The sequence below is a fragment of the Streptomyces caeruleatus genome, from assembly GCF_001514235.1.
GTDB classification, from domain to species: domain Bacteria; phylum Actinomycetota; class Actinomycetes; order Streptomycetales; family Streptomycetaceae; genus Streptomyces; species Streptomyces caeruleatus.
The window spans coordinates 470617-493567 of sequence record NZ_KQ948928.1; the positions used below are offsets into that span (position 1 = coordinate 470617).

The 22951-nt window shown below is 73.0% G+C and carries 19 protein-coding genes; 13 read left to right on the forward strand and 6 right to left on the reverse strand.

Annotated elements, in window-relative coordinates:
* Window positions 1–71 precede the first annotated feature (71 nt).
* The 5 genes from AQJ67_RS17545 to AQJ67_RS17565 all read left to right on the forward strand — a co-directional run bounded on the left by AQJ67_RS17545 (window position 72) and on the right by AQJ67_RS17565 (window position 4673).
* Window positions 72–944 carry a LysR family transcriptional regulator gene (locus AQJ67_RS17545; protein WP_062719729.1) on the forward strand — a complete coding sequence of 291 codons (873 nt, stop codon included), beginning with the start codon at window positions 72–74 and terminating at the stop codon, window positions 942–944.
* A gap of 145 nt (window positions 945–1089) precedes the next feature.
* Window positions 1090–1695 (forward strand): PDZ domain-containing protein, encoded by a 606-nt coding sequence (locus AQJ67_RS17550; protein ID WP_062719731.1) that lies wholly within the window; start codon window positions 1090–1092, stop codon window positions 1693–1695.
* A 73-nt stretch (window positions 1696–1768) separates the two neighbouring features.
* Window positions 1769–2416 carry a LysE family translocator gene (locus AQJ67_RS17555; RefSeq protein ID WP_062719733.1) on the forward strand — a complete coding sequence of 216 codons (648 nt, stop codon included), beginning with the start codon at window positions 1769–1771 and terminating at the stop codon, window positions 2414–2416.
* 120 nt (window positions 2417–2536) lie between these two features.
* Window positions 2537–3664, forward strand: a complete 1128-nt coding sequence (locus tag AQJ67_RS17560; RefSeq protein ID WP_062719735.1) for an aminopeptidase P family protein — start codon at window positions 2537–2539, stop codon at window positions 3662–3664.
* 61 nt (window positions 3665–3725) lie between these two features.
* Window positions 3726–4673 (forward strand): aminoglycoside phosphotransferase family protein, encoded by a 948-nt coding sequence (locus AQJ67_RS17565; protein WP_062719736.1) that lies wholly within the window; start codon window positions 3726–3728, stop codon window positions 4671–4673.
* Between the two features lie 56 nt (window positions 4674–4729).
* Here AQJ67_RS17565 and treZ read toward each other — a convergent pair whose 3' ends face one another.
* A complete protein-coding gene (treZ, locus tag AQJ67_RS17570) occupies window positions 4730–6475 on the reverse strand; it encodes a malto-oligosyltrehalose trehalohydrolase (protein WP_062719738.1) in 1746 nt (581 codons plus the stop codon).
* A gap of 185 nt (window positions 6476–6660) precedes the next feature.
* Between treZ and AQJ67_RS17575 the strand changes: the two genes are divergently transcribed.
* The 3 genes from AQJ67_RS17575 (at window position 6661) to AQJ67_RS17585 (ending at window position 9137) form a co-directional block, all read left to right on the forward strand.
* Window positions 6661–7212 carry a DUF1707 and FHA domain-containing protein gene (locus AQJ67_RS17575; protein WP_062719740.1) on the forward strand — a complete coding sequence of 184 codons (552 nt, stop codon included), beginning with the start codon at window positions 6661–6663 and terminating at the stop codon, window positions 7210–7212.
* Window positions 7213–7350: 138 nt separating this feature from the next.
* A complete protein-coding gene (locus AQJ67_RS17580; protein ID WP_062719743.1) occupies window positions 7351–8721 on the forward strand; it encodes a M14 family zinc carboxypeptidase in 1371 nt (456 codons plus the stop codon).
* Window positions 8718–9137, forward strand: coding sequence for an SSI family serine proteinase inhibitor (locus AQJ67_RS17585; RefSeq protein ID WP_062719745.1), 420 nt, complete (start codon window positions 8718–8720; stop codon window positions 9135–9137). Before AQJ67_RS17580 ends, AQJ67_RS17585 begins: the two co-directional genes overlap by 4 nt.
* Before the next feature lie 76 nt (window positions 9138–9213).
* On the opposite strand, the gene AQJ67_RS17590 is transcribed toward AQJ67_RS17585, so the two are convergent.
* On the reverse strand, window positions 9214–10464 hold the full coding sequence (locus AQJ67_RS17590; protein WP_062719747.1) for a M14 family zinc carboxypeptidase: 1251 nt from the start codon (window positions 10462–10464) through the stop codon (window positions 9214–9216).
* A 345-nt stretch (window positions 10465–10809) separates the two neighbouring features.
* Window positions 10810–13173 (reverse strand): malto-oligosyltrehalose synthase, encoded by a 2364-nt coding sequence (treY, locus tag AQJ67_RS17595; RefSeq protein WP_244190482.1) that lies wholly within the window; start codon window positions 13171–13173, stop codon window positions 10810–10812.
* A gap of 81 nt (window positions 13174–13254) precedes the next feature.
* On the opposite strand from treY, the gene AQJ67_RS17600 reads away from it, so the two are divergent.
* Entirely contained in the window at window positions 13255–14622 is a 1368-nt protein-coding gene (locus AQJ67_RS17600) for an MFS transporter (protein ID WP_062719752.1), read from the forward strand.
* Here AQJ67_RS17600 and glgX read toward each other — a convergent pair.
* Window positions 14619–16748, reverse strand: coding sequence for a glycogen debranching protein GlgX (gene glgX / locus AQJ67_RS17605; protein ID WP_062719754.1), 2130 nt, complete (start codon window positions 16746–16748; stop codon window positions 14619–14621). The two genes, AQJ67_RS17600 and glgX, sit on opposite strands and share 4 nt — an antisense overlap.
* Window positions 16749–16929: 181 nt before the next feature.
* Here glgX and AQJ67_RS17610 point away from each other — a divergent pair, with 181 nt between their 5' ends.
* The 4 genes from AQJ67_RS17610 to AQJ67_RS17625 all read left to right on the forward strand — a co-directional run bounded on the left by AQJ67_RS17610 (window position 16930) and on the right by AQJ67_RS17625 (window position 21318).
* Window positions 16930–17742, forward strand: coding sequence for a hypothetical protein (locus AQJ67_RS17610; protein WP_062719756.1), 813 nt, complete (start codon window positions 16930–16932; stop codon window positions 17740–17742).
* A 56-nt stretch (window positions 17743–17798) separates the two neighbouring features.
* A complete protein-coding gene (locus AQJ67_RS17615; protein ID WP_062719758.1) occupies window positions 17799–19127 on the forward strand; it encodes a copper amine oxidase in 1329 nt (442 codons plus the stop codon).
* 72 nt (window positions 19128–19199) lie between these two features.
* Entirely contained in the window at window positions 19200–20468 is a 1269-nt protein-coding gene (locus tag AQJ67_RS17620) for an SAV2148 family HEPN domain-containing protein (RefSeq protein ID WP_208614992.1), read from the forward strand.
* 115 nt (window positions 20469–20583) lie between these two features.
* Window positions 20584–21318: a 3'-5' exonuclease gene (locus AQJ67_RS17625; RefSeq protein ID WP_062719762.1), complete on the forward strand. Its 735-nt coding sequence runs from the start codon at window positions 20584–20586 to the stop codon at window positions 21316–21318.
* A 54-nt stretch (window positions 21319–21372) separates the two neighbouring features.
* On the opposite strand, the gene AQJ67_RS17630 is transcribed toward AQJ67_RS17625, so the two are convergent.
* Window positions 21373–21915: a YbaK/EbsC family protein gene (locus AQJ67_RS17630; RefSeq protein WP_062719764.1), complete on the reverse strand. Its 543-nt coding sequence runs from the start codon at window positions 21913–21915 to the stop codon at window positions 21373–21375.
* On the reverse strand, window positions 21861–22943 hold the full coding sequence (locus AQJ67_RS17635) for a DMT family transporter (protein ID WP_063807336.1): 1083 nt from the start codon (window positions 22941–22943) through the stop codon (window positions 21861–21863). Before AQJ67_RS17635 ends, AQJ67_RS17630 begins: the two co-directional genes overlap by 55 nt.
* Window positions 22944–22951 lie beyond the last annotated feature (8 nt).

The window sequence follows — 22951 nt, forward strand, 5'->3', positions numbered from 1 at the left end:
CACTTCACGTCCAACGATGAATACCGGACCTCCGATAAGCAAAACTGATGTCGTGCGGGATCCTGTGCCGCATGGACCCGCACCTGCTGCGCACGTACGTCACCGTCGCCCGCCTCGCCTCGTTCTCCGAGGCCGCCCGCGCACTGGGCTACACCCAGTCGGCGGTGTCCCAGCACATCGCCGCGCTCGAACAGGACCTCGGCGCATCCCTGCTCACCCGTCGCCCCGTCGCGCCCACGGCGGCCGGCGAGCGGCTCCTCGAACACGCGGGCCCGCTGCTCCTCCGGCTGGAGGCGGCCCGCGCCGACGTCGTACGGATGGCAGCCGCGCCCGACCGCGAACTGAAGTTGGCGACCACGTCGACCGCCCTGGGCCCGCGCGTCCTCGCCGCGCTCCCGGCCTCCGGCGTCACCCTGCGCGTGCTGCCGCGCGACGAGGTCCCCGCGGCCGTCGCCACCGGCACGGCGGACCTCGGGCTCGTCGACGGCCTCGCCGCCCCCAGCGACCCGCTGCGACTGCCCGACGTGGCACCGCTGACCACGTACGGCGTCGGGGAGGAGCCGGTCTGCGTGCTTCTGCCCGACACCCACCCGCTCGCCGGGCGCGCCGGCCTGCGGCTCGGTGACCTGGCCGACGCCCGCTGGCTCGACGCCCCAGACGCCGGCCTGCCGCTCACCCACCTCCGCGGCGCGAACGGCGGCCACGGTTTCCGCGCTGCCCTGCGCTACGAGGGCACCGACGTCCGCGCCCTCACCGCCCTGGCCGCGGCAGGCCACGGCCTCACCCTGCTCCCGCGCTCAGCGGCCGCCGGAGTGCCGCACACGGTCGCCGTACCGCTCACGCGACCGCGCGTCGTACACCGGACAGAACTGGTGTGCGCGGGGGCGGGCAGGCCCCGGGGAGCGGCGGCCGCCGTCGCGGAGGCGTTGCTCGAAAAAGCCTGATCAAGGGCCTGATCAAGGGCCTGATCAGGCAGTGGTCGCCGTCCGGAGGCGGAAGGCTGCCCGTTGCTGACCCCCGGTCAGTCTCACTCGATCGTGGCTCGTCGTGCGCCGGTGCGCAGGGTAGTCACCAGCCGGAGGCGATCCGATGGAACAGACTGCGTTGCGACCCAAGCCCATGCCAGGTCAGAGCCCCGGCGACGGCAGCAAGCCGGCCCCCGGCGCACGGCGCCCGCACGCCGCGCCCCACCCGCGCGGCCGACGGCTCACGACCGTGCTGTGCGCCCTGCTGGCCGGGACGGTCCTGGTCCTGTCCGGGGTCGGACTCGGCACGCTGGGGGCCACGGTGATCGGCATGAGCAGGCTCGCCGAGTTCCAGCGGCAGGCGGGCCAGCGGGCCGGCGCCCAGGGAAGCCCGGCCGAGTCGGCACACCCCGGCTCCTCCGCCCCCGCGTCCCCGACACCCGCCTCCTCGCCGGCTCCCGCGGCCGTCGCCACCCTCGGCATCGAGGTCGTGGACGCCAGGAGGCCCGGCGCCCTGGTGGTCGGCGTCCACGTCCCCGGACCCGGGTACTCGGCCGGCCTGGTCAGGAGCGACGTGATTCTCGCGTTCGCCGAGACACGCGTCGACTCGGCCGCCGACCTCGCGCGCGCCGTCGCCGAAGCCCGCCCGGGCGACGAGGCGACCCTGACGGTGCGCCATCGCGGCGGCGGCCACCAACAGCTGACCGTGATCCCGGGAGTCGTCACCTGACCGCCGGGCGGCCCTTGCGGGAACACGCGAAAACCACTGGTCACGCTCGGCCGACCGGGCCACGATGAGCCCCATGCCGACCACCCTCATCGCCTTCCTGGGAGCCTGCACCCTCGTCGCCGCCTCGCCGGGACCCAGCACGGTGCTGATCATCAAGCAGTCGCTGCACAGCAGACGCTCCGGCTTCCTGACCGTCCTCGGCAACGAGACCGGCGTCTTCATCTGGGGTGTGGTCGCCGCGTTCGGCCTGACCGCGCTGCTGACGGCCTCCGAGGTCGCGTACGACGTGATGCGGATCGTCGGCGCGGTCGTCCTCGTCGGCTTCGGCCTCCAGACGCTGCGGCACGCGCGCCGCACGAAGCAGGCGGCAGGCGCGGAGGGGGCGCAGGGCGCGGAGGAGCCCGTCTGGGAGGGCACGCGGAAGGGCGACTGGGCCTCCTACCGCGGCGGGCTGCTGCTCAACCTCGCCAACCCCAAGGCGGCCGTCTTCGCCCTGTCCTTCCTCCCGCAGTTCGTCCCGCAGGGCGCCCCGCATCTGCCCGCCATGGTCGGCCTCGCCGCGCTCTGGGCCGTCTACGAGGTCGGGTACTACGGCCTGTACGTGTGGTTCGTCGGCCGGATGAAGACCGTGCTGTCCCGCGCGGGTGTGCGCCGGCGCCTGGAACAGGTCTCCGGCGGCGTACTGCTGCTCCTCGGCGTCCGTATGGCACTGGACAGCTGACGCCGTGACCGCGGCGGCGTTCCGAAGTCCCGCCGACAAGACCCGTCGACCGGCTCGCGCCGCCCCCTCCGTCCGGGCAGGATGCTGCCCGTAGCCCTTCACGTGCCCAGGGAGGCCCGGATGACCGGCACCGCACCCGCGCCCTTCACCGCCGACGACTACAGGGCCCGCAGGGAACGAGCCGCGCGGGCGGCCGCGGACGCCGGCCTCGCCGGACTGCTGGTGGCACCCGGCCCGGACCTGGTGTGGCTCACCGGCTACGCGCCCACCGCGGAGACCGAGCGGCTCACCCTGCTGGTCCTCGCCCCCGGTCAGGACCCCGTCCTCGTCGTCCCCGCCCTGGAGGCCCCGGACGCCGCGAAGGCCGCCGGCGCGCCCGGCCTGACCCTGCGCGACTGGACCGACGGCAAGGACCCCTACGCCGCCACCGCCGCCCTGCTCAACACGAGCGGCCGGTTCGGCATCAGCGACAACGCCTGGGCGATGCATCTGCTCGCCCTCCAGCGGGCACTGCCCGCCACCACGTACGCCTCCCTCACCGACGCCCTGCCGATTCTCCGCGCGGTCAAGGACGCGGCGGAGCTGGAGCTGTTGGCGGCCGCGGGTGCGGCCGCTGACGCAACGTTCGAGGAGATCCGGAAGGTTCCCTTCGGCGGGCGCCACGAGTCCGACGTCGCCTCCGATCTCGCCGATCTGCTGCGCCGCTTCGGCCACTCCCAGGTCGACTTCACCATCGTCGCCTCCGGTCCCAACGGCGCCAACCCGCACCACGAGGTGGGCGACCGGGTCATCCAACGCGGCGACATGGTCGTCCTCGACTTCGGCGGTCTGAAGGACGGCTACGGCTCCGACACTTCCCGTACGGTCCACGTCGGCGAACCCACCGACGAGGAACGCCGGGTCCACGACCTCGTACGCGAGGCCCAGGAGGCCGGCTTCCGCGCGGTACGGCCCGGCGTCGCCTGCCAGGAGGTCGACCGGGCCGCCCGCGCGGTCATCGCCGACGCCGGGTACGGCGAGTACTTCATCCACCGCACCGGGCACGGCATCGGCGTCACCACGCACGAGCCGCCGTACATGATCGAGGGCGAGGAGCAGCCCCTCGTGCCCGGCATGTGCTTCTCCGTGGAGCCCGGCGTCTATCTGCCCGGCCGTTTCGGAGTGCGCATCGAGGACATCGTCACCGTCACCGAGGACGGCGGCCGGCGGCTCAACGACACGACCCGCGAGATGGTCATAGTGGACTGACCCGGTGACCGGCACCGGAGCGAGGAGCCCCCGTAGACCCCCGAGCGACAACGGCGCGACCATGACCCAGGCACCGACACCCACCGCGGACACCGTCCGCCGACTGGTCCGTTCCCTGCTCAAGAACGGCGTGGACGACTCGGCCGGACCCGAGGTCCGGCCCGCCGCGCCGGGCGCCGAGCCCGCCACCTGGCTGGTCGGCACCCGCCATGTGCTGCGCCTGGCCCCCGACCGGGGGGCCGCCGTGCGGCAGCGCCGCGAGCTGCGGCTGCGTGACCTCGTCCGCCCGCATGTGCCGGTCACCGTGCCGACGAGCGTCGCGCACGGCGAGTGGGCGCCCGGGCTGTCCTACACCCTGGACACCAAGGTGCCCGGCGGGGCCGGTGGGGAGCACGACGTGTCCGCCCTCGGCGAGGCCGACCTGGCCGGGCTGCTCACGGGGCTGCGCGAGGTGCCGGCACGGCAGGCCGAGACGCTCGGTGTGCCGCGCACCGCACCGCGCTCCCTGGAGGCCCTGCGCCGCGCGGCCGAACGCCCCGCCGCGCGCCTCGCCGAGGCCGACGAGTTCGACGCCGCCCGGCTGCGCCAGCTCACCCAGCCGGGCGCCGGCCAGCTCGCCGCCCAGCCCGGCACCGCCGTCCTCGTCCACCACGCCCTCACCGGCGACCACCTCGTCGTCAGCGCCGACGGCCGGGTGCGCGGCGTCCTCGGCTGGGCCGACACCGTCCTCGGCGACCCCGCCGAGGACATCGCGGGCCTCGCCCTCGCCGTCGGCTCCCCGGCCGCCGTCCGCGCCGCCACCCTCGCCGGCTACGGCGCCCGCCCCTGCCTGCGCGGCCTCTGGCTCGCCCGCTGCGACGCGCTCGTCCGCCTCGCGGACCGCCTCGACGGCAAGGGCGAGACGCCGCTCCCCCTGCTGAGGGTGCAGCTGAGGCACGCGTGGGAGGCGATCCTGCTGGAGCGGGTGACCGAGTTCAGGGAGGACGACGACGGGGCCGACGAGCTCTAGGGAGTGTTCTTGAAGTCCCGCACAGCACCCGGCCCGCTCGGCAGTGCCCGCCCCGCTCAGCCCTGCAACAGCACCACGCCCGACTCCCCGGGCACATGGAGCACCCCGTCCGCACCCGGCGCCTCCACCGGCTCCCACGCCGCCAGTACGGTGGCCCGGCGCGGCCCCAGCGGGATGGCAGCCGCCTCCTTGGCGAGGTTGACGGCCACCCTTACGTCACCGCGGCGGAAGGCGAGCCAGCGCTCCCGCTCGTCGTAGGCCACCTTCGTGTCGGCGAGGTCCGGATCGGTGAGGTCGGGCTGCTCGTGGCGCAGGGCGATGAGACGGCGGTACCAGTCCAGCACGCGCGCGTGAGGCTCGCCGTCGAGCTCGGACCAGTCGAGGCAGGAGCGGTCCCGGGTCGCCGGGTCCTGCGGGTCGGGCACGTCCTCCTCGGCCCAGCCGTGCTCCGCGAACTCCCGCCGCCTGCCGCGCCGTACGGCCTGAGCGAGCTCCGGATCGGTGTGGTCGGTGAAGAACTGCCAGGGCGTGCCCGCTGCCCATTCCTCGCCCATGAACAGCATCGGCGTGAACGGCGCGGTCAGCGTCAGCGTGGCGGCGCAGGCCAGCAGGCCGGGGGAGAGCAGGGCGGCGAGCCGGTCGCCCTGGGCACGGTTGCCGACCTGGTCGTGGGTCTGGCCGTACCCCAGGAGGCGGTGCGCCGCCACGCGCGTACGGTCCAGCGGGCGTCCGTGGCTCCGGCCTCGGAAGCTCGAGTACGTGCCGTCGTGGAAGTAGCCGCCGGTGAGGGTCTTGGCGAGGCCTGCCATGGGGGCGCGCGCGAAGTCGGCGTAGTAGCCCTGGGACTCGCCGGTCAGCGCGGTGTGCAGGGTGTGGTGGAAGTCGTCGTTCCACTGCGCGTGCAGACCGAGGCCGCCCTCCTCGCGCGCGGCGATGAGCCGGGGGTCGTTCAGGTCCGACTCGGCGAACAGGGGCAGCGGCCGGCCGAGGTCGGCGGAGAGGGCGTCGACGGCCGTCGACAGCTCCTCCAGGAAGTGGCACGCGCGTGTGTCCTTCAGCGCGTGCACCGCGTCCAGACGCAGCCCGTCGAGCCGGTAGTCCCGCAGCCAGGCCAGCGAGCTCTCCAGGAGGTACGCCCGCACCTCGTCGGAGCCGGGCGCGTCCAGGTTGACGGCCGAGCCCCAGGGGGTGTGGTGCTTGTCCGTGAGGTACGGGCCGAAGGCGGGCAGATAGTTCCCGGACGGGCCGAAGTGGTTGTGCACCACGTCCAGGACCACGCCCAGGCCCAGCCCGTGCGCCCGGTCGACAAAGCGCTTCAGCGCCTCGGGGCCGCCGTACGGCTCGTGCACGGCCCACAGCGAGACGCCCTCGTAGCCCCAGCCGTGCCGGCCGGGGAAGGGGCACAGCGGCATCAACTCGACGTGGGTGACACCGAGTTCGACGAGATGCCCGAGCCGCTCGGCTGCCGCGTCCAGCGTGCCCTCACGCGTGTACGTGCCCACATGCAGCTCGTACAGCACCGCGCCGGGCAACGGCCGCCCCGCCCATTCGGCGCGCCACTCGAACCGCCCGTGGTCGACGACCGCGCTCAGCCCGTCCGGGCCGTCCGGCTGCCGGCGCGAGCGCGGATCGGGCAGCACGGGGCCGTCGTCGAGCGCGAAGCCGTACCGCGTCCCGTCCCGCGCCTCCGCCTCCCCCCGCCACCATCCATCGCGATCGGGATCGCGCTCCAACGCGCGCGTGGCGCCCTCGCAATGGAGCGTCACACGGCCGGCCTGCGGTGCCCACACCTCGAACTGCACGGACGGTTCCCCTTCGTCTGCTCACCGTGATGTAGCCCGTCCATGGTGCTTCAAACGAGATCAATCCGCTTTTGAATCTTCCCTTTTGCGGCAGGTGTCGCGACCGGTCCTGTCGATCACGCGCGCGTGGTGGCCGTTTCCCCGTTTTCTGGACACCGGGAGTTCGCTGACCGACAATCAGCGACGTGACGTCGTCATTCGAGTTCAACACGTACCCCGCGCGGCTTTCCGACGTGGAGCGCGACAAGGCGCTGAAGGTGCTCCGTGACGGCGTCGCCATGGGCCGGCTGTCACACGACACGTTCGTGCGGCGCATGGAGATCGCGCTCTCCGCCCGCCGCGCCGACGAGCTCGCCGCACTCACCGCCGACCTGCCCTCCGAGAGCCGTCTGTCGCGTCTGGTGTTCGGCACCGTCGAGGCGGTCTCCGGCTTCACCGTACGGCTGCGCCGGGCATGGCAGGCCGAACGGCTGCCCAAGCTGCTGCTGCCCCACCCCTCGGCCGGCCACCCGCTGCGCATCGGCCGCGACCCCCTCAACGGGTTGCGGCTGACCCACGAGACGGTCTCCCGGGTGCACGCCGAACTGAGTCACCAGGGCGGCCTGTGGGTCCTGCGCGACCTCGGCTCCACCAACGGCACCACGGTGAACGGCCGCCGCGTCATCGGTGCCGTCGTGGTCCGCGAGGGCGACCAGGTCGGCTTCGGCCGGATGTCGTTCCGGCTCGCCGCGAACTGAGCCCGGCCGCTGCTCTGGCCTGCCCCTTGGTTGAAGTGTTGACTCAAGTCCCTTTGCCCTCTGTGGTGTTGACGTGGTCGTCAACTCGTGACTGACTGTGCGTACACCATGCACATCAGGTGAACCGACGGCACCGCATTGTGGAGGTGTGCCCTGCCGCCACTCCTCCGCTACCCGACCGTCGACGAGCTGGGCGCCGGGGCGGCCGCGCTCGTCGCCCGCCACCCCCGCGACGCCCGTCTGCGCCGCGTCGGGACGTCCCGCGCGGGCACGCCCCTGTGGCTGTTGTCCGTCGGCCACGGCAGTCGTCAGGCCCTCGTCGTCGCCGGACCGCACGCCAACGAGCCGGTCGGCGGCGCCACCGTGCTCCGGCTGGCCGAGCGGGTGCTCGCCGACCCCAGGCTGCACGAGGGCGCCGACGCCACCTGGAACCTGCTGCTGTGTCTCGACCCCGACGGCCTGCGCCGCAACGAGGGCTGGCTGCACGGCCCCTACGCGCTGTCCGCCTACTTCCGGCACTTCTTCCGGCCCGGCTTCCTGGAGCAGCCCGAATGGCTGCCGGACGGCGCGGACCGGGCCACGCTTCCCGAGACCCGCGCGCTGCTCGAACTCCAGGACGAACTGCGGCCCTTCCTGCAGTGCTCCCTGCACGGCGTCGACGTCGGCGGCGGCTTCGTCGAGCTGACCCACGACCTGCCCGGCCTCGCCCAGCGCGTCGCGCACGCCGCGGCCCGCCTCGGCATCCCGCGCGAGCTCGGCCCCTACGACACCCTGTACTGGCCGGAGCTGGGACCCGCCGTCTACCGGATCCCGAGGCCCCGCCGAGGCGACCTGGCCGCCGCCATCACCGAGGCGGCCGTCGAGTCGACGTGGTTCCACCCGTACCGGCACGGCACGGTCACGGCGGTCGTCGAGGCCCCCATGTGGGGTGTGGCCGGTGTGGAGGACGGCGCTCCGCACGCCGATGAGGAAACGGTCCTGCGCCGGGTGAGCCACACACTGCGCCACGACACCGGCGTCCTGAACGGGCTGCTGGAACGCCTGCGGCCGCACCTCACCGCCGGACCGGAGACGGCCCGGCTGCTCGCCCCGGTCGACGACTATTTACTGGTCTGTCCCGGGCTCGCCGACACCTGGGACCCCGACGTCAGGGACCCGGCCGGCGTACACCCCCTTCCCCCGCTCAGCACCGCCCACCTGGCCGCCCTGCGCATCGCCGGGCGGCGCCTCGCGCTGCGGACCGCAGGACTGCTGCACCAGCTCGTGACGGGCGCGGGGCGCGATCCTGCCGGAGTACTGCCCGAACTGGACCCGCTCATCGAGGAGTGGTGCGAGGACTACCGGGACGGCTGCGGGGCGCGCTGGATACCGGTCTCCCGCCAGGTGGAGTACCAGGCGCGGGTCGTGCTCGCCGCGTTCGAACTCGCCGGGCGGCACGCGCCCGCGTGCTCCCGTTCGGGTGAGTCGGGGTGGAATGCCGGGGCCGCCGTGCCGATGCATCGGGAATGACGTATTCATTCACGGCGAAAGCGGTACGGGGCGGCCTGCTGGCGACGGCCGCCATGCTCGTCCTCGGCGCGGCTCCCGCGCGGGCGGTGGTCCAGGAACCTGAGCCGGGAAGCTGGCTCTACCTGACGGTCACCCGGGGCGACGCCCGCCACGGCGACCCGCACGGCACGCTGCTGCTGTGCGACCCGCCGCAGGGCCACGGGAAGGCGGCCGAGGCCTGCGCGGACCTGGAGCGGGTGGGCGGTGACATCAGCCGGCTCCGCACGGTCGACGCGTTCTGCCCGATGATCTACGCGCCGGTGACCGTCCACGCGCGCGGGGAGTGGAACGGCCGGCCGGTCGAGTACCGCGAGACCTTCGCCAACGGGTGTGCGATGGGCGCGCGGACGGGGTCGGTCTTCGCGCTGGACGGCTGACGCCGTAGGCCACACGGCCGCACGCGCGCGTACGGCCGTGTGGCTCGCGCCGACCGGTCCCGTGCGGGCGCGCGGCTCACCCCACGCCGTCGCGCGCGTGCAGGGCTGCCGCGACGACCGTGCGGGACTGGTGCTCGACCTGGTGCTCCAGGGGCACCCAGCGGGCGCGGAAACGTTCGGCGAAGGCGTCGCTCCAGCTCGACACGAGGTGTTCGAGGCGCTGCGCCCCGCGGTCGTCGGCCTCCTGAAGGACGCGCAGCAGCATGGCCGCCGCCCGCAACGGCAGCCGGCGCCCGAAGGCGTCGACGCTCCCGACGTACGCCATGGTGTTGTCGGCGGGAGGCGTGCGCGTCCAGTCGGCGGCGAGCCCCGGCACCAGCTCCAGCGCCCACTTCGACGCCCGCAGCAAGGGCCCGTCGACCCCGTCCAGACGGGGGAGCGACTCGGCGAGCACCCGCTCCACCTCCAGCGAGTCCCGCAGCAGCCGGGCCGCCAGCCGCCGCATCGCCCTGGCCGGTGCCGGATGCGGCGCCGGGTCGTCCACCAGGTCGCTCGCCCACATCGGCACCTCCACGACCGCGGTCAGCCCGCCGTACCGGTGCACGTGATACCAGGTGCTGCTGCGCGCGTCGTCCGGCATGCTCGGATACGCCGCACCCGCGCCCGGCGCCGGCATGACGTGCACGCCGGGTCCGGACGCGGGCCAGCCCGCCGCGTCCGAGGCGCCGGTCTCCACCGGGATGTGCAGCTGCGCCGCCGACTTCGCGAACGGCTCGGCGAGCCCGGGCACGTCCTTCGTCAACTGCACCCAGCTGCCACCCAGATCCGTCCCGTGCAGTGTCACCTGGAGGTAGGGGCGCAGTTCGTCGATGACGCGGGTCAGCGCGCGCGTCTCGGGCGGCAGGCGGTCGGGCGGCAGCGTGGCCGGCGCCCACTCCGGCTGCTCCGGGGCCGCGGGCCGGAAGAAGCCGCGGTGGTAGTCGAACAGGGTGCGGGGCGCCGGCGTGACATGCAGGCTCGCCCCGTCGGGATCCGCGCACAGCAGGAAGTGCCAGGAGGTGTCGGCCCGCAACTCCCGCTCGTGCAGCACCCGTTCCGCGACCGCGAGAAGCGTGGGGCCGCCCGTGGGCTCGTTGGAATGCGCTCCGGCGACCACCAGGACGGCGCGCCGGGCGTGACCGATGGACAGCAGGTGGAGGGGTCTGCCCGCCCGGGAGGCCCCCACCTGTCTCAGCGTGCACAGGCCCGGCCGGTGAGCGGCCAGGGCGCGGGCGGACAGGACTAGTTCGGTCAGGGTGGGGTAGCGCAGCTCCGGCAGGAGACTCACCCCCGTTACGTCCGCCCGGCTCGCAATCCGCAGTACCCCACGGTCTGGTTTACCTGTCAAGGAGTTCACGGGGGAGGCTCCCGGGGGCGCCCAGGTGCATTGACCGCCGGAAGGCGGGACAGGGCGGCGTCGGCGCAGGTACCGGGGCCGTGCTGCCGGGCCGTCGCCCGCCCGCTACCTGCACCGATGCGTGCCGGGAACCCGGGCGTGCGGCGGGCCTCGACGCTCGCCACCACGCGCCGGCCGCCGTACCCGGGCCCCGGGAGCGTACGCGGGCCCGAGCCGGGTCGCGGGCACGAGGCCACGGCGCGCCACGCGGCCGTACGCCCCGTGAGCGCGCCCGCCTCACCCCGCCGCCTCCCCGCCGACGCGTTCGAGCAACGCCACCGGCAGCCGCTCGAACAACTCCTCCACGCGCGCGTGCCCGGTGAACTCCCGCTCCGGAGCGAGCACATCGGCCCACCGGCCCGGCGGCAACGGCAGCACGGTGTCGCCCCAGCCACCCGACCGCGCCAGCCGCAGCGACAGCCGTGTCACGGCGGTGACCACCTCTCCGGAGCGTGCGAAGGCCACACAGTGGGCGGCCGACGGGCCCTCGGCGGCCAAGGGCGCGTACGACGCCGAGTCGCCGAACACCTCCGGACGCCGCCTGCGCAGCTTGAGCGCGGCCGTCGTCACAGCGCCCTTCTCCCCGGGGTCCTGGTGCGGGAACCGGGCCACCCGGCGGTTGTCCGGGTCCACCAGCGCCCGGTACTCGCCCTCCGTGCCCTGATACACGTCCGGCACGCCCGGCATCGTCAACTGGGCCAACGCCATGCCCAGCACGTTCGCCCGCACGTGCGGCTCCAGACGGCTCCGGAAGGCGGCCACGCGCTCACCTGGCGCACCGCACGGCCCCGCGGCGACGAACGCCGCCACCGCCTCCTCGTACGGCGGCTCCTGCTCCGTCCAGCTGGTGAACAGCCCGGCCTCGCGCACATGCTTCAACAGCGCCCCCTGAACACGGTCGACGTCCGCCTCGCCCAGCCCGAACACCGTCTGCCACGCGGCCCACGCCAACTGCGCGTCCGGGACGCCCTCGCCGTCCCGGGTCACCTCGGTCAGCACGTCCGCCCACCACTGCGGACACTGGGTGAGCACGGCCAGCGCGGCCCGTACGTCGGCACTGCGCTTGGTGTCGTGCGTCGACACGACCGTCCCCGTCCCGGGCCAGTCGCGCTGCACGCGCGCGCAGTACGCGTGGAACTCGTCCGGCGAGACCGCGGGGCTCCCCGGGTTGCCGCCCACCTCGGTCGCCGACAGCAGCGGCACATGGCGGTAGAACGCGGTGTCCTCCACGGACTTGGCCCGCAGCGCCGACGCCGTCTGCGCGAACCGCGTCCGGAACTCCACGTGCTCCGGCCCGTCACCGGCCCGCCCGAGCACCAGGTCGCGCACGACATCGACCGCGCCCGCCTCCTCGGGCACCACGAAGGCGAGCCGGGCCTCGGCCGCGGCCTCCTCGGTGACCACGCGGGCCGCGTCACCGGAGGCGTACGGCCGGTAGACCTCCAGCCGGACGAGGAGTTCCTCAAGCGCCGTACGCAGCGCCCAGGGCGCCCGGTCGCGCAGCGCGGGCTCCGGGGACGTGGCGCACAGGCGGCTCGCCACCCGCGTCAGCCGGTCCACCTCCGCGACCAGCTCGTGCGTGAGCACTTTGTACGCCGCCCGCCGCACCGTCGCCGCCCAGTCACCGCCCCGGTCCGTCTGCGGCGCGGCGAACCGCCGGTACTGGCCGAGGAGTTCCCCGAACCCGGCCGGGTCGGTGAACAGGCCGTCGACGTACCGCAGGGCGTCGTAGCCGGTGGTGCCCGCGACGGGCCAGGAGGCCGGCAGCTGCTCCCCGTCCGCCAGGATCTTCTCCACGACCGTCCAGCGCCCGCCGCTCGCCTCGTGAAGGCGCTGCAGGTATCCGTCGGGGTCGGCGAGGCCGTCGGGATGGTCGATGCGCAGCCCGTCGATCACGCCCTCGTGGAGGAGCCCGAGGATCTTGGCGTGCGTGGCGTCGAACACCTCAGGGTCCTCGACCCGCACCCCGATCAGCTCCGAGATGCTGAAGAACCGGCGGTAGTTGAGCTCCGTACGGGCCAGCCGCCACCACGCCAGGCGGTACCACTGCGCGTCCAGGAGCTGCGGCAGCGGCAGTTCCTCGGTGCCCTCGCGCAACGGAAACACATGGTCGTAGTAGCGCAGGACGTCACCGTCCACCTCCAGGTGGGCGAACTCCTCGCCCAGTGGCCGCCCCAGCACCGGCAGCAGCACCCGGCCGTCCTGCGCCTCCCAGTCGATGTCGAACCATCGCGCGTACGGCGACTTGGGGCCCTCGCGCAGCACCTCCCACAGGGCACGGTTGTGGCGCGGGGCCATGGCCATGTGGTTCGGCACGATGTCCAGCACCAGGCCCAGACCGTGTTCACGCGCGGTCCGCGCCAGCGCGCGCAGCCCGTCCTCGCCGCCCAGTTCCTCGCGCACGCGCGCGTGGTCCACGACGTCATAGCCGTGCCCCGACCCCGGAACCGCCTCCAGGACCGGGGACAGATGCAGATGCGAGACGCCGAGCGAGGCCAGGTACGGCACGGCCGCCGCCGCGGCCTCGAACGGGAACGCGGGCTGCAGCTGCAGCCGGTAGGTGGCGGTCGGCACCATCGGGTCAGGTCGCTCAGGTGTCATGGAAACCTACGTACCCGCCCTGCCGCCCTTCGTGTCATCGTCCCCTCCACGTGGGCCCACGCGCGCGCCTAGCTTCGAGCGATGGAGAAGACGGGGAGCACCGGACGGCGCGGCACATCGGCGGCATACCGTGAGGTGATCGGCCTGACCGGGCCGCTGTTGCCGGTCCTGTCCTTCCTCGCCCGGCTGCCGACCGCCACGATCCAGTTCGGCAGCGTGCTGCTCGTCGCACGGACCAGCGGCTCCCTGGCGGCCGCCGGCCTCACCGGCGGTGCGCTCGCCCTCGGCCAGGTGGCCTGCGGCCCGCTGGTGGGCCGGCTCGCCGACCGCCACGGCCAGCGCACGGTCGTCCTCGCCTTCTGCCTCGCCAACGCCCTCGCGATTGCCGGGTTGGTCCTCGGTGCGCTCGCGGGGCTGCCCACGGCGGTGCTGGCCGTGCTGGGGGCGGCGGCCGGGGCCACGGTGCCGCAGATCGGGCCGATGGCACGCGCACGTCTGGTCGCCCTCGCGCGCGGTGGCGGGGCCCGAGACTCCACGGTGGGTGCCGCGCTCTCCTTCGAGAGCACCCTGGACGAGGTCTCCTTCGTCCTGGGGCCCGCCCTGGTCGGGCTGGCGGCGGTGACCGCGCATCCGGGGTTCGCGCTGGGTGGGGCCGCGGTGCTGGTGGCCCTGTGCGGTGCGGGGTTCGCGCTGCATCGGACGGCGGTGGCGACACGGCCGACATCCGTAGCCGTCGAGGCGGAACGACGGTCCGGTGCCGTCCGGGCGTTCGCGGGACGACGGATCGGTTCCGTCCCGACGCAACCGGATCGACGACCCGCCCCCGCCGCACCCCGTATCCCTCGCTCCATCCACCCCCTCCGAGCCGCCCTGGCCCTCCAAGGCGCCATGTTCGGCGCCTGCCAGGCCGGCATCACCGCCCTCACCGAGCGCCTCGGACAGCCGGATCAGGCGGGGCTCGTGTACGCCGCCATGGGAGTGATGAGCGCGGTCGCCGGGCTGTCCATGGCCGCGGTGCCCGCGCGGGTCGGACTCACCACGCGCTGGCGGGCGGCCACCGCCGCCGCGTGCGTGCTGTCGCTCCCGCTGCTGTGGACGCAGAGCCTCTCCGCCCTCTACGCCACCGTCGTCGTCCTGGGCGTCGCCTACGCCCCGCACCTCATCACGGTGTTCGGGCTCACCGAGCGCGTGGTGCCGCCCGCGCGGCTCGCCGAGGCGATGGCGGTGGCGACGAGCGCGCTGGTCGGCGGGCAGGCGCTGGCCGTCGCCGTCACGGGCCCGCTCGCCGAGTCCCACGGCCCCGCCGCGGCGTTCGGCGCGGGCAGCCTCGCCGCGGCGCTCGCCGGTCTGATCGCGCTGGCGGCGCGCCCGGAGTCGTACCTCGGACGCACCGCCGAAAGCGACCGCCACGCGCGCGAACCCGCCCCTCGGCCGGGTGGCCCGGTCTAGACCGGCCGCTGCAGCACCGTCATGCTGCGGTCCACCAGCGTCAGCCGCTCCCCGGCCCGCACCTTGGGGCCCGTCCCCGGCGGCACCCCGTCCGCGCGGGCCGTGTCGACGACCACCTGCCACTGACGGCCGTGGTTGACCGGCACGACGAAGTCGAGGGTCTTCGGGGAGGCGTTGAACATCAGCAGGAACGAGTCGTCGCTGATGCGTTCCCCGCGCGGGCCCGGCTCCGAGATCGCGTTGCCGTTGAGGAACACCGTCAGCGCCGACGCCTGCGCCCGGTCCCAGTCCCGCTGGGCCATCTCCTTGCCCTGCGGGGTGAACCAGGCGATGTCCGACAGGTCGTCGTGCGTGCCCTCCACGGGGCGCCCGTGGAAGAAGCGCCGCCTGCGGAAGACCGGATGGTCCCGCCGCAGCCACACCATCGCGCGCGTGAAGGCGAGCAGCCCTCCGTCGCCCTCCTCGGCACCGTCCTCGGCGTCGAGCCACTTCACCCAGGCCAGCTCGCTGTCCTGGCAGTACGCGTTGTTGTTGCCGCGCTGCGTGCGCGCGAACTCGTCGCCGTGGCTCAGCATCGGCACGCCCTGGGACAGCATCAGCGTGGCGACGAAGTTGCGCATCTGGCGGGCGCGCAGCTCCAGGACGGCCCTGTCGTCGGTCTCGCCCTCCGCCCCGCAGTTCCAGGACCGGTTGTGGCTCTCGCCGTCCCGGTTGTCCTCGCCGTTGGCCTGGTTGTGCTTGTCGTTGTACGAGACGAGATCGTGCAGCGTGAAGCCGTCGTGGCAGGTCACGAAGTTGATGGAGGCCAGCGGGCGCCGCCCGTCGTCCTGGTACAGGTCGGAGGAGCCCGTCAGCCGGGACGCGAACTCCGCCAGCGCCCGGGGCTCACCGCGCCACAGGTCCCGTACCGTGTCGCGGTACTTGCCGTTCCACTCGGTCCACATCGGCGGGAAGTTCCCCACCTGGTAGCCGCCCTCGCCCACGTCCCACGGCTCGGCGATCAGCTTCACCTGGGAGACCACCGGGTCCTGCTGCACCAGGTCGAAGAACGACGACAGCCGGTCCACCTCGTGGAACTGCCGGGCCAGGGTGGCCGCGAGGTCGAAGCGGAAGCCGTCGACGTGCATCTCGGTGACCCAGTACCGCAGCGAGTCCATGATCAGCTGCAGGACGTGCGGGGACCGCATGAGCAGCGAGTTCCCGGTCCCGGTGGTGTCCATGTAGTAGCGCGGGTCGTCGGTGAGCCGGTAGTACTGCGGGTTGTCCAGGCCCCGGAAGGACAGCGTGGGGCCCAGGTGGTTGCCCTCGGCGGTGTGGTTGTAGACCACGTCGAGGATGACCTCGATACCGGCTTCGTGCAGCGCCCGCACCGCCGACTTGAACTCCAGGACCTGCTGGCCGCGGTCGCCCCAGGAGGCGTACGCGTTGTGCGGGGCGAAGAAGCCGATCGTGTTGTAGCCCCAGTAGTTGTTCAGGCCCATGTCGACCAGCCGGTGGTCGTTGACGAACTGGTGGACCGGCATCAGCTCCAGCGCCGTCACCCCCAGCTCGGTGAGGTGCTCGATGAGCGCCGGGTGCGCGAGGGCGGCGTAGGTGCCGCGCAGCTCCTCCGGCAGCCCCGGGTGCCGCATCGTCAGGCCCTTCACATGGGCCTCGTAGATCACCGTGTGGTGGTACTCGGTGCGCGGCCGGCGGTCGTCGCCCCAGTCGAAGTACGGGTTCACCACGACCGACGACATCATGTGCGGCGCCGAGTCCAGGTCGTTGCGCCGGTCGGGGGCGTCGAAGTGGTAGCCGTACACCTCCTCGCCCCAGCGGATCGCGCCGCTGATCGCCTTGGCGTACGGGTCCAGCAGCAGCTTCGCCGAGTTGCAGCGCAGACCGCGCTCCGGGGCGTACGGGCCGTGCACCCGGAAGCCGTACCGCTGTCCCGGCATGACGCCCGGCACGTACGCGTGCCGCACGAAGGCGTCGCTCTCCCGCAGTTCCACCGCCGTCTCCGAGCCGTCGTCGTGCAGCAGACACAGCTCTACTCGGTCCGCGGCCTCCGAGAAGACCGCGAAATTGGTGCCGGCGCCGTCGTAGGTGGCACCGAGTGGATATGCCTCTCCAGGCCAGACCTGCATGGACACGACTCTTTCAGCTGGAGCGCGCCGTCGGGGGCGCCTTGACGTCGAGTCTCCCCGAAAGTGATGGAACCACCTATGACTTACGTCCCTCTTACCGGCCGACCAGTGCATACGACGTATGCCGAACCAGTGGGGCAGACACGTACTCCCGTGAACGTTGGGGGAGTAGGGGGAAGATGTGCGCGAGATAGTGCACCGCCATCTGGGCAAGGTGGTGGCGGGTGCGGCCATCGCGGTGGCGGGAACCGCCGTGATGATCGGAATCACCCTGCCGGGCACGGCGGGGGCGGACACAACGGGAGGGACCGACAGCAGCGGCCTGTCGGCAGAGCAGTCGGCCCAGGGCCGGGACGGCGCCGCGGCCGTGCAGCCCGGCGTGGTCGAGGCGGCGCCGGCCGAGGGCGACCGGGGCAAGGGCAACGACCCGCTGACCGACGACGAGATCGCGCGGGTCGAGAAGCTCGCGGTGAACCGGCAGCTCATCGACCGCAGCGAGAACGTCAGGGGCGCGCGCGGCCCGCAGCGCATCGACGTCCAGCTGGCCGAGCCGGAGGCCGACGAGGTCGACGACGCGAGCGCGCCGCGGCGCGCCGACGTGACGGTCTACGACTACCAGGACGACACCCTCGTCACCAGGACCGTCAATCTCGACACGGGCAAGGTCGAGCGGACCGCCACCCAGCGCGGCGTGCAGCCGCCGTTGAGCCTCGCCGAGCAGGCCGAGGCCGCCAAGCTGCTGATCGCCGACCCGCTGGGCGCCGATCTGAAGGCGGACTACAAGGACGCCACCGGCAAGGAGCTCACCTCTCCCGACCAGCTCCAGCTGAGCAGCATGGTGTACCGGGCCGCTCCGGGCGGGTCGGCGTCGGTCGAGAAGTGCGGTGAGCACCGCTGCACCCGGCTGTTCCCGAAGGTCAAGAACGGCCCGTGGGTCGACGCCCGGGACTTCGTGATCGACCTGAGCGCCCGCAAGGTGATCCGGCTCGGCTGAGCCGACCTCCGTTCACTTTTCCAACTCAGCACCTCCTGTAAGGGAGTCACCTCTTCATGCGCGTCAACAGAATCAGCCGTGCCCGCAGGCGGGCGGCCCTCGGTCTGTCCCTGGCGGCGCTGGCCGCCGGCGCGACGGCCGGGGCGGGACCGGCCGCGGCGCACCCCAAGGCGGCCGCCGCCCCGGCCCCCAACTGCAGCGCGGCCTACCGCATCGAGCAGAAGCTCTCCACCGGCACCACCTGGCGGATGTGCTGGCGCTTCAACAGCACCTCCGGTGTCGTCCTGGAGGACATCTCCTACCAGCCGCCCGGCGAGGCCAAGCCGATCAAGGTCCTCAACAGCGCCAAGCTGGCCCAGATCCATGTGCCGTACGACGACGGCAACGCCGAGTACAACGACGTCACCGAGTACAACTTCGGCAACGGCCTGCTGAACATGAAGCCCGCCGAATGCCCCGGCGGCACCATCAAGACGGTCAAGGTCCGCGAGCCCATGTACTCCGCCTCGCAGGACGTCAAGGGCCTGTGCGCCACGACGCGTTCGCGCGGCCACGCGTACCACCTGCAGACCGAGCCGCCGAACGGGAACGTCGGCAAGAGCTACCAGGCCCAGGGCAAGGACCTGCTGCTCTACACCGTCAACAAGGTGAGCTGGTACGAGTACATCACCGAGTGGCGGTTCCAGGACGACGGCACCATGACCATGAACGTCGGCGCGACCGGCAGCCTCGCCCCGGAGGACTACGACTCCGGTGACGGCCGGGGCTGGCCCATCGGCAAGGGCGCCAAGGACTACGCCGACAGCCACAGCCACAACGTCTTCTGGCGGCTCGACTTCGGCCTCGACGGCTCCTCCAAGACCCGTGTCGAGCAGTACGACTCGAAGGTCAGCCCGGCCGCGGGCGACCGGGGCCCGACCAACAAGACGACACTCACGAAGGTCACCAAGGAACTCGCGGGCGACGCCAAGAACATGCGCTGGTGGCGGGTGGTCAGCCAGTCGGGCAAGAACAAGGACGGGCACGCGCGCTCGTACGAGCTCGTCCCGGGCGCCCAGACCAAGTATCCGGGCCGCCCCTTCACCAACCACGACGTGTACTTCACCGAGTACAACAAGTGCGAGCAGTACGCCAGCGGCAACCTGGGCGCCTGCGCCACCGGACACCCCGACTCCGTCGACAAGTGGGTCAACGGGCAGTCCCTCACCCACCCCGTCGTCTGGATGAACGTGGGCTTCCACCACATCGTGCGGGACGAGGACCAGCAGCCGATGCCGGTCCACTGGCAGGGCTTCTCGATCGCCCCGCGTGACGTGACCGCTATGAATCCGCTCACTCCGGCGGACCTCAAGGGCATCAACGGGCACGTCGGCCGGGACAGTTGAGAAACGACCCTGTCCATCCGGCTGCACCGCCCGCCGCTCCCGGAGTACCCTTCCTTGATCGTTGGGACGGGGATGCTCGGGGGAGCGGAAGGCGGTGCGCGGGTGGGCTCGGGAGGGCTGGAGTTGCCCCCTGGTGACGAGGGTCACGAGGGGAACTCCGCAGACGTCCCGCCCGGCACGGTGTCCCTGGCCCGGCCGATGGAGACCAGCTCCATCGGCCCGGAGCTGGACTGGGACACCGAGGCCTGGCTCGAGGTACGCACCCGCGCCCAGCGCGCCGGCCGGGCCTACATCTGGCTGAACCTCGTCGAACAGCGGCTGCGCGCGGTCGTGGCCGCTGTCGTGCGCCCCATCTACGAACCCGTCCACGGCGACGACTGGGTGGTCGCGGCGGCGGGACCGGCCGGCCAGGAGTGGGTGCAGCGGGCGGTCGCCGTACGCGAAGTCAGCCGCCGCAAGGGCTACTTGCTGGACCCGGCCGACGACAACGTCCTCAGCTTCCTCACGCTGCCGCAGCTGCGCGAGCTGATGGTGCAGCACTGGCCGTGCTTCGAGCCGTACGTCGACGACCGCCGGGACGTCGAACTCGCCCTGGACGAGCTCGAAGTGACCCGCAACGTCGTCTCCCGCAACCGCGCCCTGTCCGAGGCGGTCCTCAACCAGGCCGAACGGGCCTCGGCGCGGCTGCTGGAGATCCTCGGCACGGGCGGAGACGTGCCGTCGGCGCGCCGGCTGCCCATCGACGCCGTCGAGGACCTGGTCGGCGACCGGTACGCCGACGTGGTCGCCGTGCACCCCGACCGGGTGCGGCTGCTGCGCCAGTTCCCGGCCGAGGACATCTTCGGCGGCGCCCGCAGGCTCGACGCCATCGGCATCGGCCTCAACCTGCTCGTGCAGAACTTCTCCGGCCGTCGGCTGGTGCGGCTGGCCGAGTCCGGCTGCCGGGTGCGGCTGCTGTTCCTGAACCCGGCCTCCAGCGCGGTCAAGCGGCGCGAACGCGAACTCGGCATCAAGCGCGGCGAGCTGAGCCGCGCCGTCGAGATGAACATCCTGCACATGCGCCGGGTCCGGTCGCGGCTGCGGGACCCGGGCGCGTTCGAGATCCAGGTCTTCGACGAGACGCCCCGCTTCACCGCCTACCTCGTGGACGGCGACGGCTCCGACGGCATCGCGGTCGTGCAGACCTATCTGCGCCGGATGCGCGGACTGGAGGCGCCGGTCCTGGTGCTGCGCAACGGCAGCCGGGTGGTCAAGTCGGACGAGATGGACGAAGGCGGGCTTTTCCCCACGTATCGCGAGGAGTTCGAGCTCATGTGGGCGGATTCGCGACCTGTGTCCTGAACCCGTGTCCTGAACCGTCCCACGGGCCAAGCGGAACGCGGTCCTCTGATTGTCAGTGGCCCATGGGAAGGTGGAGACCACTGGGGGAACGCACCACCAAGAAGGGGGACCGCCCATGGGCTGGCACCGTGAGCTGCTGATCGGCTTCGACCTGGAGACGACCGGGACAGATCCGCGCGAGGCGCGCATCGTCACCGCCGCCGTGATCGAGGTCCGGGACGGGCAGCCCCTGGGGCGCAAGGAGTGGCTCGCCGATCCGGGCGTCGAGATCCCGGCGGACGCGGTCGCGGTCCACGGCATCAGCAACGAACGCGCGACCGCCGAGGGCCGCCCCGCCGACCAGGTCGCGGACGCCGTCGCGGACGTCCTGGTGGCCTACTGGAAGACGGGCGTGCCGGTCGTCGCCTACAACGCGGCCTTCGACCTGAGCCTGCTCTCCGCAGAACTGCGGCGCTACGGACTGCCGTCCCTGCGCGACCGACTGGGCGGCCGGGACCCCGCCCCGGTCATCGACCCGTACACCATCGACCGCTGGGCCGACCGCTACCGCCGCGGCAAGCGCAACCTCGAAGCGGTCTGCCGGGAGTACGGCATCGCACTCGACGCCGCCCACGACGCCTGCGCCGACGCCCTCGCCGCGGCCCGGCTGGCCTGTGCGATAGGCGGCCGCCACCCCAAGATCGCGGCCCTCGGCCCGGCGGAGCTGCACCTGCGCCAGATCGAGTGGTACGCCGAGTGGGCGGCGGACTTCCAGAGCTTCCTGCGCCGCAAGGGCGACGCGACCGCGGTGGTCGACGGCACCTGGCCGCTGAGGGAGCCGGCCGGCGAGACGGCGGGGGAGACCGTCTGAGCACAGGGCACCGCATGCCCTGTGCCCTCCCGAGACCTCTCGGCGAGCCCGCCCTCACACCCGGGGCGGCCCGGGCTCCTGTGCTGCCGGCCCCGCGACGCGCTCGATGCGGGGCTTGGCCAGCCGCTCGTAGTCCGCTCCCGAGATGAGCAGGGAGCGGTCCAGGCGGGCCGCGTTGAAGTACAGCTTCGGCTGGGCCACGACATCCGGGTCGGCGACCACCTCGAGGTCGTCGTCGAAGCTGAACGGCAGAACCGTGCCCGGGACGGCACGGGCCAGCCGCTCGGCCGTGTCCGCGTCGCTGAAACCGACGTAGCGCGCGTCGAACAGCGCCCGGACGGCGTCCAGGTCCACCCGGCGGTCCCCGGGGACGACCGCGAGGACATGACGGGTCGTGCGCCGGTCCACCTTGACCCGCAGCACGATGCACTTCGCGGCCTCGGAGGCCGGGTGCCCGCGCAGCGCGCAGACGGCCTCGGTGGAGCCCTCGGGCTCGTGGTCGATGAGGCGGTAGTCGACGCGGGAGGAGTCGAGCAGGGAGATCAGGTGCCCGTAAGTGTCGTGGTGGGCGGTGCCGTCGTCGGGGCGGTCGGGCATGCGGAGTCCTTGTCGAGGGGGTGGGTCGAGATACGGGACGAGGTGTGTGGCGGGAGGGACGGTGAGGGCAGCGCGGGGTCGGGGCCAGGGTCGGGGCCAGGGTCGGGCCCGGGGTCGGGTGCGGCGCGGTGCGCGCGCTCCACCGCCTGCCCCCAGTACGTGCCGGCGACCATCAGAGCCGCCCCGAGGCCGGTCAGCGCGGTGAGGTGGTCGCCGCCGAGGGCCACGCCGACCGCGACGGCCCACACCGGCTCGGTGCCCAGCAGCAGACTGGCCCGGCTGGCGGACGTGCGCTGCACCGCCCAGGTCTGCGCCAGGAAGGCGAACACACTGCAGAACAGGGCGAGATAGACCAGCTGGGCCCAGGTCGCCGGGTCCGCGTGGACCAGTGTCGGCAGGTCGAGGACGGCGACCGGCAGGAACAGGGCCGTGCCGACGAGGGTCTGCACCGTCGTCAGCTGGAGCGGGCGGACCGCCCGGCCGGCGGTGAGGCGGCCGACCAGGACGACATGCCCGGCCCGGATCACCGCTGCGCCGAGCATCAGCAGATCGCCGAGGCGCGGCGCGTGGAAGCCGTTGCCCGACATCAGCAGCCCGACGGCCAGGACGCACAGGCCGGTCGCGGCGAAGAACGCGGCAGGCGGCGCGCCGCGGTGGCCGCCGCGGTCGAGGAGCGGGGTGAGGACGATGGTCAGGCTGATGATGAGGCCGGCGTTGGCGGCGCTGGTGTGGGCGACGCCGTACGTCTCCACGACCAGGACCGCCGCCTGGGTCACCCCCAGGGGCACACCGGCCCGCAGCTCGTCACGCGCCCACCGGCGAGCCCCGCCCCGCCGGGAGGCGACCAGACCGAGACAGGCGAGCGCGGAGAGGGCGTAGCGGGCGAACAGCACCAGCAGGACGGGCAGCGCGGCCGTCGCCGTCTGGGCGGACAGATAGCTGGAACCCCAGACGAGCGCGACAAGGAGGAGTACCGCATCGGTACGGCGGACGTCGGACACCCGCCTACGGTGCACCGGAAGCTCCATGAAGCCCA